We start from the raw sequence: 12,989 nt of genomic DNA, 5'->3' as shown, positions 1-12,989 counted from the left end.
AGCGACCATCGCACGAGGGGCGTGGTCCGCGCGCCCGCCGACCCGCCGGGCGGGCGGTACGCCCCCTTCCAGGACCGGGAGCAGCCATGCAAGGCCACGGCTACGGACAGCCGGTGACGCAGCCGCCGCACACCGCGTGGCTGGTCTGCCTGCGTGTGCTGTTCGTGGCGGTCGGGATCCTCACCCTCGGCTTCCTGTCCTGGGCGATGCTGCTGCGGCTGGCGATCGTCACGCGCCGGTCGCTGGACTGGGGGCTGTTCGTGGCGGTGCTGGTCGCCGACATCCTGGCCGTCGTCCTGCTGGGGCTGGAGCCGGGCGACGAGATCCACACCACGGGCGGCTATGTGGGCCTGATACTGGTGCTGGGCAGCCTCGTGGGCTCGATCGCGTACTACCTGGCCGCGGACATCCAGCACTTCGCGCTGCGCCGGCAGGTGTACGCGGGGGTGCCCGGGGTGCCGGCGTACGGCTGTCCGCCCCCCGCGGCGGCCTACGGCGCGACGACGGTACCGACCGCGCCACCGGCACCGACGGCGTCCGTACCGGCCGTACCCAGCGCGTCCGCCGCACCCACCCCGGCCGTACCCGCCGCCCCGGCCCCGCCCCGGGCGTCCGGCGCGCCGTACACCCCGCCCCCGGTGTCGCACCCCCCGCCCCCGGCGTCGTACGCGCCCGTGCCCGCGCCCCCGCCGGCCGCCCCGCTGCCGCGGCCCCCGGCGCCCGCGCGGATCGAGCAGGTGCGCGCGGAGCTGGACGAGCTGAGCGACTACCTGCGCCGGCAGGACGGCCACGAGGGCGGTCGATGAGCGTGGCGACCGGACGAGTCGTCGCCGGCCGCTACGAACTGTCCACGCTCATCGGGCAGGGCGGCATGGGCCAGGTCTGGACGGCGTACGACCAGCGGCTGGACCGGCGCGTGGCGGTGAAGCTGCTGCGCCCGGACAAGGTGGCGGGCCAGGAGACGGACGAGCTGCGCCGCCGGTTCCTGCGCGAGTGCCGGATCACCGCGCAGGTGGACCACCCCGGCCTGGTGACGGTGCACGACGCGGGCAGCGAGGGCGACGAGCTGTTCCTGGTCATGCAGTACGTCGACGGCGCCGACCTGTCCGACCACCTCGCCGAGCACGACCCGTACCCGTGGCCGTGGGCGGTCGCGGTGGCCGCACAACTGTGCGCCGTGCTGAGCGCCGTGCACGCCGTGCCGATCGTGCACCGCGACCTCAAGCCGCGCAACGTGATGGTGAAGCAGGACGGCACGGTCACCGTCCTCGACCTGGGCGTGGCCTCGGTGATGGACACCGACACCACCCGGCTCACGCACACCGGCTCCCCGATCGGCTCGCCCGCCTACATGGCGCCCGAGCAGGCGATGGGCGGCGCGGTCGGCCCGTACACCGACCTGTACGCGCTCGGTGTGCTGATGCACGAACTGCTCAGCGGGGAGGTGCCGTTCGCCGGTTCCACGGCGCTCGGTGTGCTGCACCGGCATCTGTACGAGCCGCCGCTGCCCGTGCGCCGGATCCGCCCCGAGGTGCCCGAGGCGCTGGAGGCCCTGGTGCTGCGCCTGCTGGCCAAGGACCCGCAGCACCGGCCCGCGTCCGCGCAGGAGGTCTACGAGGACCTGGCGCTGCTGCTGCCGGAGCGCGGCACCCCCACCGGGGCGCCCCTGGATCCCACGCGCCCCTTCCTGCGTCCGCACGCCCCCTGGCCGGACCGCGCGCGGATCCCCGCGCACCAGCCCGCCCCGGTCGCGCCCGCGCCGCAGGCGGTCGAGAAGCCCGATGTCGCCGCCGCCGTGGACGAGGTGAAGCGGCTGCTGGGCGAGGGCCGTATCACGCAGGCCGTGGACATCCTGGGCGCGATCCTGCCGGCCGCCGCCGAACAGCACGGCGAGCGCTCCCCGGTGGTACGCACCCTGCGCAAGCAGTACGCGGCCACGCTCCTGGACGACAGCCAGTACCGGCGCGCGCTGCCCGAACTGCGCCGGCTCGCCGACGAGCGCGCCGCCGAGGCGGGCCAGGCGGACGCGCAGGCACTGCGCTACCGCTACGAGGCCGCGCAGTGCCTGGAGCAGCTGGGCGAACCGGCGGCGGCGCTCGCCGAGTACCGCGCGCTGCTGCCGTACTACGAGAACCAGTACGTCTCCGGGGACCCGGGGCTCGCCCACGAGGTGCGCCGGCGCGTCGGTCATCTGCTGCTCGCGCTCGGCGACCGGCCGGCCGCCCACGACACGCTCGCGCGGCTGGTGATGGACGTCGAGCGGCTGCACGGCCCAGGTCATCCGCTGGCCGTGGAGATCCGGCGCACCCTCCAGTGGCTCGGACAGGTGCGCGGATAGATTGTCCGTCGGCTTCGTCAGGCACGCGCGCACGCGCGCGAGCCGCCGTACACGAACAGGGGTGGGGATCATGGCCGGACACCGGCAGTCCAAGAAGCGCAGATACATCGCGTGGGGAGCGGTCGGCGTGGTGGTGGCCGCCGGGGCCGGCATCGCCGCCCAGACCTCCATGGCCGCCACCACCTGGCCCGCGCAGAAGACGTTCACCGGCCGCGCCTTCGACACCTGCACCGCGCCGTCGCTGTCCGCGATGAAGGCATGGCACACCGGCTACTACGGCGCCGCCGCCGTCTACGTGGGCGGCAAGAACCGGGGCTGCGCCCAGCCGAACCTCACCGCCTCGTGGGTGAAGTCGGTGAACTCCCTCGGCTGGAAGCTCATCCCGATCTACGTCGGTGCGCAGCCGCCCTGCCAGACCGGCTCCAGCCCCGAGAAGCTGACCGCCGCGACGGCCGCCTCACTGGGCGCGAAGGACGCCAACGACGCCGTGGCGAAGGCGTCCGCGCTCGGCATGAAGGCCGGCAGCCCCATCTACCTCGACATGGAGGCGTACGACATCAAGAATAAGGCGTGCAACGACGCCGTTCTGACGTACGTGCGCTCCTTCACGAAGACGTTGCGCGCCAAGACCTACCGCGGCGGCTACTACGGCTTCACCAGCTCCAGCGCCAAGGCCGTCGCCACCGCCGCGGACAAGAAGGACCTGCCGGGAAACCTCTGGTACGCGCTGTACGACAAGAAGGACACGACGACGGCGGACTGGCCCTGGGGCGCCGGTCAGTTCACCCCGCACAGCCGCGGCCACCAGTACCTGGTCAACAGCAAGGAGACGCGCGGCGGTGTCACGCTGACCGTCGACCGGGACTCCTGGGACGCGCCGGTGGCCATCATCGGCTGACCCGGCGGTCCGTTCCCCGAGCGGCGCGGCGGTGCCCGAAGCGGGTGCGAATCGTTGGTCGAATGGGTTGGCCGCGGCCTGCCCACTGCCTACCATCGATCACCGCAAGACCTTGTGCACCGTCGCACAATCTCCCCCCAGGAGGTTCACCTTGCACCGCCGCCGTCGCACCGCGCTCGTCCTCACCGCCGCGATCGTCGCCGCGGCCCCCCTGCTGACCGCCTGCGGAAGCGAGGCGCACCCGGGCGCCGCGGCCGTCGTCGGCGGGCAGCGGATCACCGTGGCCCAGCTGGAGAGCCGGGTCGAGGAGGTCCGCCGGGCCCAGCGGGCCGCGGTACCGGACGAGACGCAGTACCAGCAGGTCGTCTCCTCCACCAGCAGTCTCACCCGGGACACCCTGCACAACATGGTGCTCGACCGGGTGCTGCACCGCGCCGCCCGGGACAAGGGCGTCACGGTCACCCGCGCGGAGATCCAGCGGATGCGCGCGGGCCTGGAGCAGCAGGCCGGCGGCGGCAAGGGCCTGGAGACGGCCTGGCTGCAGAAGTACGGCATCGCACCGGCCCGCCTCGACGACAATCTGCGCCTGCAACTGGAGGCGCAGAAGCTCGCCGCCGAGCTCGGCACCGACACCAGCCAGCCCGCGTTCTGGCAGGCCCTGTCCAAGGCGTCCACGGAGCTCCACGTGGACCTCAACCCGCGTTACGGCTCCTGGGACGTGCAGAAGAGCAGCCGGGTGGACGCCAAGACGCCCTGGGTACGGGAGGTCACGGCGGCGGGCGGACAGCCGGTGACGACGTAGGCGGGGAGCGGGCGGGGCGGCGGCCCGGTGCGGAACCGGAGCCAGAGCCGGTGCGGAACCGGAGCGGAAGCGGAGCGGAAGCGGAAGCGGAACCGGAAGCGGAATCTCCGGTCGTACGATCGCACGAGTGTCTGGGCCCTGTGGATAACTCGGTCCACCCTTGCGCGGCGTGGGTTACGTTCGGATCGTGAACGAATCCAGCGCCGAAGCCCGCCCCGAGCCCAGCCCCGCCCCCGGCCGGGAATCCGCCCCCGGCCGCGTGGTCCTGCTGACCACCAGCCACCGCGTCGCCCCCGGCCTGCTGTCCTGGCCCGCCTGGCAGGCCCTGCGCACCGCCGACACCGTGCTGTGCGCGGACGGCGCGCACCCGCAGCTGCCGTATCTGCGCGAGGCCGGGATAGCGGTCACGGAGGCGTCCCCCACCGCGCGGGAACTGGTCGACGCCTGTGCCGGCGGACGGACGGTGGTGGTCGTGGCCACCGGTGAGGGCGAACCGGAGCTCACCGACGGCCTCGCCCGGCTGGCCGGGTCCGGCCGGGTCGCGATGCCGGAGCTGGAGCTGCTCCCCGCCTCCTACGACCTGCCCGGTGCCCGCCTGCTGGACCTGGTGCAGGTCATGGACCGCATTCGCGCCGAGTGCCCCTGGTCCTCCCGGCAGACCCACGAGGGCCTGGCCAAGTACGGCATCGAGGAGGCATACGAACTGGTCGAGGCGATCGAGGCTGGCGACCGCGAGGAGCTGCGCGAGGAACTGGGCGACGTCCTCCTCCAGGTCGTCTTCCACTCCCGGATAGCCGAGGAGGACCCGGACGCGCCGTTCTCCGTCGACGACGTGGCCGGTGGCATCGTCGCCAAGCTGATCCACCGCCACCCGCACGTCTTCGGCGACGAGCGGGCGGAGACCCCGGAGGACGTCGCGGAGCACTGGCTGCGCACCAAGGCCGAGGAGAAGCGGCGCACCTCCATAACGGAGGGCGTCCCGCTCGGCCAGCCCGGCCTGGCCCTGGCCGCCAAGCTCGCCTCCCGCGTCCGTACGGCGGGCCTGGAGGTGCCCCTGCCCCGCGGCGAGGGCATCGGGTACGAGCTGCTGGCGCTGGCGGTCGCCGCCGAGGCGGACGGCGTCGACCCGGAGGCGGCGCTGCGGGCGGCGGCCCGGGTGTACCGGGACGCGATCAAGGACACCGAGGCGGCGCGCACGACGGACGGCGGACAGGAGGACGAGGCGTAGGCGGAACGCCCTCCGGCACCCCGGACTCCCCCCGGTACCGCAAGGCCGCCCGCCGGGGCCGCCCCGCCGCCCGGAAGGCGCCCGGCGGGACACCCGCCGCGCCGGATACGGTCGAGGAGTGACCGACCAGCACCACCCCGACCAGCCGGCCCCCGCCGAGCAGCCGGCCCCCGCCCTCTTCACGTGGGAGTTCGCCGCCGACCCCTACCCCGCCTACGCCTGGCTGCGCGAACACGCCCCCGTGCACCGCACCCGGCTGCCGAGCGGAGTCGAGGCATGGCTGGTCACCCGGTACGCCGACGCCCGGCAGGCCCTGGCCGACCAGCGGCTGAGCAAGAACCCGGCCCACCACGACGAGCCCGCGCACGCCAAGGGGAAGACCGGCATCCCCGGCGAGCGCAAGGCCGAGCTGATGACGCACCTGCTGAACATCGACCCGCCGGACCACACCCGGCTGCGCAGGCTGGTCAGCAAGGCGTTCACCCCGCGCCGGGTCGCCGAGTTCGCCCCCCGGGTGCAGGAGCTGACCGACCAGCTCATCGGCCGGTTCGAGAAGACCGGCTCCGCCGACCTCATCCACGAGTTCGCCTTCCCGCTGCCCATCTACGCCATCTGCGACCTGCTCGGCGTCCCGCGCGAGGACCAGGACGACTTCCGGGACTGGGCGGGCATGATGATCCGGCACGGGGGAGGACCGAGGGGAGGGGTCGCGCGGTCCGTGAAGAAGATGCGCGGCTATCTCGCCGAGCTGATCCACAAGAAGCGCGAGGCGCTGTCCGCCACGCCCGAGCCCGGCGAGGACCTCATCTCCGGCCTCATCCGCGCCTCCGACCACGGCGAGCACCTCACCGAGAACGAGGCCGCCGCCATGGCCTTCATCCTGCTGTTCGCCGGCTTCGAGACGACCGTCAACCTCATCGGAAACGGCACCTACGCCCTGCTCACCCACCCCGGCCAGCGCGCCCGGCTTCAGGACTCCCTGGCCCGCGGCGAACGGGACCTGCTGGAGACGGGCGTCGAGGAACTCCTGCGCTACGACGGCCCGGTGGAGCTGGCCACCTGGCGGTTCGCCACCGAGCCGCTGACCATCGGCGGGCAGGACATAGCGCCGGGCGACCCGGTGCTCGTCGTCCTCGCCGCCGCCGACCGGGACCCGGAGCGGTTCGCCGACCCGGACGTACTGGACCTCGGCCGCCGCGACAACCAGCACCTCGGGTACGGCCACGGCATCCACTACTGCCTGGGCGCGCCGCTCGCCCGGCTGGAGGGCCAGGCCGCGCTGGCCACCCTGTTCACCCGCCTGCCCGACCTGCGGCTGGCCGCCGATCCGGCCGATCTGCGCTGGCGCGGGGGGCTCATCATGCGCGGCCTGCGCACCCTGCCGGTGGAGTTCACGCCGCCCGCCTGAACACAGGCCCTCCAGAGGAAGGTGACACTTTCTCAACTCTGTGATCTTCACGTGATCTGTGCGGCATGAACTTGTGACAAGTGATCGTCTGCCGATACGTTCACCCATCAGCGCGGCGAGCGGCTCCAACCGCCGCGCCGGTCCTGCTGTCGCTCGAAAGGCTTCTGCATGCTCTCCGGGAACGGTCGACACCGTCGCCCCCGCCAGGCTCCGGCCCTCCTCGTCGCGGCCGGAGTGACCGGCTCCGCCATCGCCATCCCGCTCCTCGGCGCGGCGAGCGCCAACGCGGCCGACGGCACCACGTGGGACAAGGTGGCCGAGTGCGAGAGCGGCGGCTCCTGGAGCGCGGACAACGGCACCGGGTACTACGGCGGCCTGCAGATCTCGCAGGACGACTGGGACAAGTACGGCGGCGGCCAGTACGCGGCCAGCCCCGACCAGGCCAGCCGCCAGCAGCAGATCGCCGTCGCCGAGAAGATCCTGGCCGCCCGGGGCACCGCCCCCTGGGCCACCTGCGCCCTGCTGTCCGGCCTCACGCGGAACTCGGGGTCCATGGACGTCGACACGGGCGTCGGCGGCTCCGGCGACACCACCGGTTCGTCGGATGCGTCCGGATCGGCCGGTGGCTCCGGTACGTCCGGAACCCCCGGAACCTCCGATCCGTCCGGTACGCCGGACGCGTCGCCCTCCACCGGCTCCACCGCCGACCCGGAGACCGCCCCCTCCTCGACCCCGACCGGCACGCCGTCCACCAAGCAGGACAAGGGCGACAAGGCCGACAAGGGTGACAAGGGCACGGGCAAGGACACCGGCGAAGACGCGGGCAAGGCGGCGGACAAGGGCGCGGGCGAGACCCCCGGTTCCACCGGCACCGACACCACCGAGTCCGACAAGTTCCCCACGCCCGGCACCGGAAACACCCGGTACCCCGGCGGCTCCCCGACGGCCACCCCGGACGCCGGGACCGTGAGCAACCCGCAGCAGGCGGCCGGGTCCTGGAGCCTGGTCGACACCGGCGCGGTCGCCACCGGCGGACGTCACCGGGGTCCGAGCGCGGACGAAAGCCTGACAAACGGTCAGAACGGGACGACGTCCGGACGTCACGCCTCCCGCGAACCGGACACCTACACCGTCCGCCAGGGCGACTCGCTGTCCTCCATCGCCGACTCCCTTGACGTCGACGGCGGATGGCGCGCGCTGTACGACGGCAATAAGAAGGCCATCGGCGCCGACCCGAACCACATCACCGCCGGTCAGACCCTGGATGTCCAGGGCGAAACGGGCGCGAAGTAGCGGGAATTGACGTCCCGCTTAACGCCCTAATGTCCGGTTTGGCGAAAGTGTGGGATGAGTCTCAGAAGCCCTGATCGTCTTTGAAATCTCGGCGATCACCTGTCTACGGTCGAGGCCGCTCGTCACCGCGAGCCCCGGCTTCCGCCACGCCGAATCCTGCCGGCGGTCGCCCGGGAACAGTCGTCGCGTCAAGCGCCGTAGGCAGGAGCGGGGGACCCAAGGTAAGTGCCGGGCCCAGCAGTTGAGGCTGGGACCGGCTGGGGGTGAAGCCGCGTTCACGCGAAAGCGTCGGACGCGGCCGGGCAACTCAACCGGCCCGAACCCGACAGCTCACCTCGTAGGCGTCGGTGAGGGGAATCGATCCATGCTGTTTTCCGGCAAGGGCAAGCACCGTCGTCCGTCCAAGGCCGTCCGCGCCGTCACGCTCGCCGGTGTCACCGGCGCCGCCGTCGCCGCCCCGCTGATGGCGGCCGGCAACGCCTCCGCCGCCACCGCCTCCCAGTGGGACACGGTCGCCCAGTGCGAGTCCGGCGGCAACTGGTCCATCAACACCGGCAACGGCTACTACGGCGGTCTGCAGTTCTCCGCCTCCACCTGGGCCGCGTACGGCGGCACGCAGTACGCCGCCACCGCCGACAAGGCGAGCAAGTCGCAGCAGATAGCCGTCGCCGAGAAGGTCCTCGCCGCGCAGGGCAAGGGCGCCTGGCCGGTCTGCGGCACGGGCCTGTCGAGCACCCCCTACAACGGCTCCGCCCCGGCGCCGTCCGCCCCGTCCACCCAGGACTCGGGCACCACCACCCGCTCGGCCGACCAGCAGGCCGCCTCCCGCTCCGCCGAGCGCCCGGCCGCCACGAGCAAGAGCACGAGCAACAGCACGACCACGAGCAACGGCACGGGCTCGGGCAAGAGCACCGGCGGCGCGAGCAAGACCGTCACCACCCCGACCGGCAAGAAGGTCAAGAAGGGCGACGGCGAGTACAAGGTCGTCGAGGGCGACACGCTCAGCACCATCGCCGCGGAGCACAAGGTCGCGGGCGGCTGGGAGAAGCTGTTCGAGCTGAACAAGGACATCGTCCAGGACGCCGACCTCATCTACCCGGGCCAGCAGCTCCACCTGAAGTAACCCTCCGGGGCCACGGCCCGCACATCCCGGCGGGCGCCCGGGCCCCCCAGGGCGCCCCCCGAGGCCCCCAGGCCCCGCACCTGCGGGCGGTCCCCCAAGGCCCCGTGCGGGCCACCCCCGTCCCCAAGGGCTCCCCGCCCCGGCGCGTGTTCCCCCGTACGCGCCGGGGCGGGGTTTTCCGCGTCCGGCCCGGTGTTCCCGGCCGGGAAATGCCCCGACCCCCTTTGTTTCGAGTAGAAACAAAAGGTACCGTCGCTCTGTCCACGGGGCGGTCGGTCGACGGCCGAGCGGCCCGGGACGGTTAGGCTCTAGTCGCAAGGCACACCAGCCCCGCACTTCCAGCGTCACATCCAAGAAGGAGATGCTCGTGCCGTCCATCGACGTCGTCGTAGCCCGGGAAATCCTGGACTCCCGAGGCAACCCCACGGTCGAGGTCGAGGTCGGCCTCGACGACGGCAGCACGGGTCGTGCCGCCGTGCCGTCCGGCGCCTCGACCGGCGCGTTCGAGGCCATCGAGCTGCGCGACGGTGACCCGAACCGCTACCAGGGCAAGGGCGTCGAGAAGGCCGTCCTCGCCGTCATCGAGCAGATCGGCCCCGAGCTGGTCGGCTACGACGCCACCGAGCAGCGCCTGATCGACCAGGCCATGTTCGACCTGGACGCCACCGACAACAAGGGCTCCCTCGGCGCCAACGCCATCCTCGGCGTCTCGCTCGCCGTCGCCCACGCCGCCTCCGAGGCCAGCGACCTGCCGCTCTTCCGCTACCTGGGCGGCCCGAACGCGCACCTGCTGCCGGTGCCGATGATGAACATCCTGAACGGCGGCTCGCACGCCGACTCCAACGTGGACATCCAGGAGTTCATGATCGCCCCGATCGGCGCGGAGTCCTTCTCCGAGGCCCTGCGCTGGGGTACCGAGGTCTACCACACCCTGAAGAAGGTCCTGAAGAACAAGGGCCTGTCCACCGGCCTCGGCGACGAGGGCGGCTTCGCCCCGAACCTCGGCTCCAACCGTGAGGCCCTCGACCTCATCCTGGAGGCGATCAAGGAGGCCGGCTACACCCCCGGCGAGCAGATCGCCCTGGCGCTCGACGTCGCCGCGTCCGAGTTCTACAAGGACGGCTCGTACGTCTTCGAGGGCAAGAACCGCACCGCCGCCGAGATGACCGAGTACTACGCCGAGCTGGTCGAGGCGTACCCGCTGGTCTCCATCGAGGACCCGCTCTTCGAGGACGACTGGGAGGGCTGGAAGACCATCACCGACAAGCTCGGTGACAAGGTCCAGCTCGTCGGCGACGACCTGTTCGTCACCAACCCGGAGCGCCTGGCCCGGGGCATCGAGGAGGGCGCCGCCAACGCCCTGCTGGTCAAGGTCAACCAGATCGGCTCGCTGACCGAGACCCTGGACGCCGTCGAGCTGGCCCAGCGCAACGGCTTCAAGTGCATGATGTCCCACCGCTCCGGCGAGACCGAGGACGTCACCATCGCCGACCTGGCCGTCGCCACCAACTGCGGCCAGATCAAGACCGGCGCCCCGGCCCGCTCCGAGCGCGTCGCCAAGTACAACCAGCTGCTGCGCATCGAGGAGATCCTCGACGACGCCGCGGTGTACGCGGGCCGCTCCGCCTTCCCGCGCTTCAAGGGCTGACCCAACCTGGGCTAAGTCCTAGCCAGTCGTACGTACGTCCCCGTACCCGGTCCCGTACCGTGTCCGGGGACGTACGCGCGTGTGACGGGAGGCGGGGAAGATGGGCGTGAAGGACCGTGACCGGTTCTCCACCGCGACCAGGATCAGGCTGCTCGGCGAGCAGACCGCGGCCCGCGTCTACCGCTCGCAGACCAAGCGGCAGGCCCGCCGCTCCCGGCTCACCGGCCGGGCGGCGCTGCTCGCGCTGGTGCTGTGCACGATGGTCGTCGCCCTCGCCTACCCGATGCGGCAGTACGTCTCCCAGCGGGCGGAGATCGCCGACCTCCAGCGCGAGCAGCGGCAGGCCCGCGAACGGGTGGAGCAGCTGCGGGACCTCAAGGCGCGCTGGCAGGACGACGCCTACGCCGAGCAGCAGATCCGCCGCCGGCTGCACTACGTACGGCCGGGCGAGACCGGGTACGTGGTCGTCGACCCCGGCGCGGCCAAGCAGTCCCGCGCCGACCTCGGGGCCGCCGGCCGGCCCTGGTACGCGAACGTCTGGGAGGGCGTCGACAAGTCCGACGCCTCCGACCAGTGAACCGACAGAAAGTCTCCGACAGCCAGTCATGGAAACCCCTCCGCCGCCCACTCCGCGCACCGAGCCCACCGACGCGGACGTAGAGGCCTTCAAGCAGCAGCTGGGCCGCCCGCCGCGGGGCCTTCGGGCCATCGCGCACCGTTGCCCGTGCGGTCAGCCGGACGTCGTGGAGACGGCGCCGCGCCTGCCCGACGGCACGCCCTTCCCGACGCTGTACTACCTGACGTGCCCGAAGGCGTCCTCCGCCATCGGCACGCTGGAGGCGAACGGCGTGATGAAGGAGATGACCGAGCGGCTCCAGAGCGACCCGGAGCTGGCCGCCGCCTACCGGGCCGCGCACGAGGACTACATCCGGCGCCGGGACGAGATCGAGGTCCTGCAGGGCTTCCCGAGCGCGGGCGGCATGCCCGACCGGGTGAAGTGCCTGCACGTCCTCGTCGCCCACTCGCTGGCCGCCGGCCCGGGCGTGAACCCGCTCGGCGACGAGGCCCTGGCGATGCTGCCGGAGTGGTGGCGCAAGGGCGCGTGCGTGACCGCCGACACCCCCGAGGAGGACGCGAAGTGACCCGTGTGGCCGCCGTCGACTGCGGTACGAACTCCATCCGGCTGCTGGTCGCCGACGCCGACCCGGCGACCGGGGAACTGACCGAGCTGGACCGCCGGATGACGATCGTGCGGCTCGGCCAGGACGTCGACCGCACCGGCCGGCTCGCCCCGGAGGCGCTGGAGCGCACCTTCGCCGCCTGCCGCGAGTACGCCGGGATCATCAAGGAGCACGGCGCCGAGCGGATCCGCTTCGTCGCCACCTCCGCCTCCCGGGACGCCGAGAACCGCGAGGAGTTCGTGCGCGGCGTGCTGGACATCCTCGGGGTGGAGCCGGAGGTCATCACCGGCGACCAGGAGGCCGAGTTCTCCTTCACCGGCGCGACGAAGGAACTCACCGGCCGCACCGACCTCGCCCGGCCCTACCTGGTGGTGGACATCGGCGGCGGCTCCACCGAGTTCGTCGTCGGCGACGACCGGGTGCGCGCCGCGCGGTCGGTGGACATCGGCTGCGTGCGCATGACCGAGCGGCACCTGGTGCACGGCGGCGAGGTCTCCGACCCGCCCACCGGGGAGCAGATCGCCGCCATACGGGCCGATGTGGAGACCGCCCTGGACCTCGCCGAGCGGACGGTCCCGCTGCGCGAGGCGCGCACCCTGGTGGGCCTGGCCGGCTCCGTCACCACGGTGTCCGCGATCGCCCAGGAGCTGCCCGAGTACGACTCGGCGCGCATCCACCACTCCCGGATCTCCCGGGATCGCGTCCAGGAGATCACCGAGTGGCTGCTGCGCTCCACGCACGCCGAGCGCGCCGCCGTCCCGTCCATGCACCCGGGCCGGGTCGACGTCATCGGCGCGGGCGCCCTCGTCCTGCTCGCGATCATGGAGCGCACGGGCGCCGAGGAGGTCGTGGTGAGCGAGCACGACATCCTGGACGGCATCGCCTGGTCGGTGGCGTAGGTCTCTTTTGTTACTCACCGGTAGCCGACCGCTGAGCAGGTTGGATAACGTTTGAGCGGCCCGGAGGGCCCCCTCGGGGGCCCTCCGTCGCGTGCGGCCGGAAAAGTTCGTGAAGTTCTTCACAAGGAATTGGGGCCCGGGGGTCCCCCGAACGGGGCCGGTTGGCCCTTC

Annotated in this window: 12 protein-coding genes and 1 riboswitch; all 12 genes read left to right on the top strand. The window is 72.4% G+C overall.

What is annotated here, in order from left to right; genetic code table 11:
• Positions 1–86: 86 nt before the first annotated feature.
• The 12 genes from HB370_RS17195 (at position 87) to HB370_RS17140 (ending at position 12,818) form a co-directional block, all read left to right on the top strand.
• The gene (locus HB370_RS17195; RefSeq protein WP_167512989.1) at positions 87–806 is read left to right on the top strand and encodes a hypothetical protein; all 720 of its coding nucleotides are present in this window, start codon (positions 87–89) and stop codon (positions 804–806) included.
• Positions 803–2,338, top strand: coding sequence for a serine/threonine-protein kinase (locus tag HB370_RS17190; RefSeq protein ID WP_030788191.1), 1,536 nt, complete (start codon positions 803–805; stop codon positions 2,336–2,338). Before HB370_RS17195 ends, HB370_RS17190 begins: the two co-directional genes overlap by 4 nt.
• A 70-nt stretch (positions 2,339–2,408) precedes the next feature.
• Positions 2,409–3,236 carry a glycoside hydrolase domain-containing protein gene (locus tag HB370_RS17185; RefSeq protein WP_030788188.1) on the top strand — a complete coding sequence of 276 codons (828 nt, stop codon included), beginning with the start codon at positions 2,409–2,411 and terminating at the stop codon, positions 3,234–3,236.
• Between the two features lie 151 nt (positions 3,237–3,387).
• A complete protein-coding gene (locus HB370_RS17180) occupies positions 3,388–4,038 on the top strand; it encodes a SurA N-terminal domain-containing protein (protein ID WP_030788185.1) in 651 nt (216 codons plus the stop codon).
• A 187-nt stretch (positions 4,039–4,225) separates the two neighbouring features.
• The gene (locus tag HB370_RS17175; RefSeq protein ID WP_051816017.1) at positions 4,226–5,266 is read left to right on the top strand and encodes a nucleoside triphosphate pyrophosphohydrolase; all 1,041 of its coding nucleotides are present in this window, start codon (positions 4,226–4,228) and stop codon (positions 5,264–5,266) included.
• A gap of 118 nt (positions 5,267–5,384) precedes the next feature.
• Entirely contained in the window at positions 5,385–6,674 is a 1,290-nt protein-coding gene (locus HB370_RS17170) for a cytochrome P450 (protein WP_030788178.1), read from the top strand.
• Positions 6,675–6,842: 168 nt separating this feature from the next.
• Positions 6,843–7,967, top strand: a complete 1,125-nt coding sequence (locus HB370_RS17165; protein WP_030788176.1) for a transglycosylase family protein — start codon at positions 6,843–6,845, stop codon at positions 7,965–7,967.
• A 183-nt stretch (positions 7,968–8,150) separates the two neighbouring features.
• Positions 8,151–8,326: riboswitch (cyclic di-AMP (ydaO/yuaA leader) on the top strand.
• A gap of 5 nt (positions 8,327–8,331) precedes the next feature.
• The gene (locus tag HB370_RS17160) at positions 8,332–9,090 is read left to right on the top strand and encodes a transglycosylase family protein (protein WP_030788174.1); all 759 of its coding nucleotides are present in this window, start codon (positions 8,332–8,334) and stop codon (positions 9,088–9,090) included.
• Positions 9,091–9,457: 367 nt separating this feature from the next.
• Positions 9,458–10,738: a phosphopyruvate hydratase gene (gene eno, locus HB370_RS17155; RefSeq protein WP_030788173.1), complete on the top strand. Its 1,281-nt coding sequence runs from the start codon at positions 9,458–9,460 to the stop codon at positions 10,736–10,738.
• A 100-nt stretch (positions 10,739–10,838) separates the two neighbouring features.
• On the top strand, positions 10,839–11,315 hold the full coding sequence (locus HB370_RS17150) for a septum formation initiator family protein (RefSeq protein WP_030788171.1): 477 nt from the start codon (positions 10,839–10,841) through the stop codon (positions 11,313–11,315).
• 28 nt (positions 11,316–11,343) lie between these two features.
• On the top strand, positions 11,344–11,880 hold the full coding sequence (locus HB370_RS17145; protein ID WP_030788169.1) for a DUF501 domain-containing protein: 537 nt from the start codon (positions 11,344–11,346) through the stop codon (positions 11,878–11,880).
• Positions 11,877–12,818, top strand: coding sequence for a Ppx/GppA phosphatase family protein (locus tag HB370_RS17140; RefSeq protein ID WP_030788167.1), 942 nt, complete (start codon positions 11,877–11,879; stop codon positions 12,816–12,818). Before HB370_RS17145 ends, HB370_RS17140 begins: the two co-directional genes overlap by 4 nt.
• Positions 12,819–12,989 lie beyond the last annotated feature (171 nt).

The organism is Streptomyces sp. DSM 40868 (genome assembly GCF_011820545.1).
GTDB lineage: Bacteria > Actinomycetota > Actinomycetes > Streptomycetales > Streptomycetaceae > Streptomyces > Streptomyces eurythermus.
The sequence above is the reverse complement of the archived record's forward strand: the minus strand, read 5'-3'. Positions and strand labels throughout refer to the sequence as shown.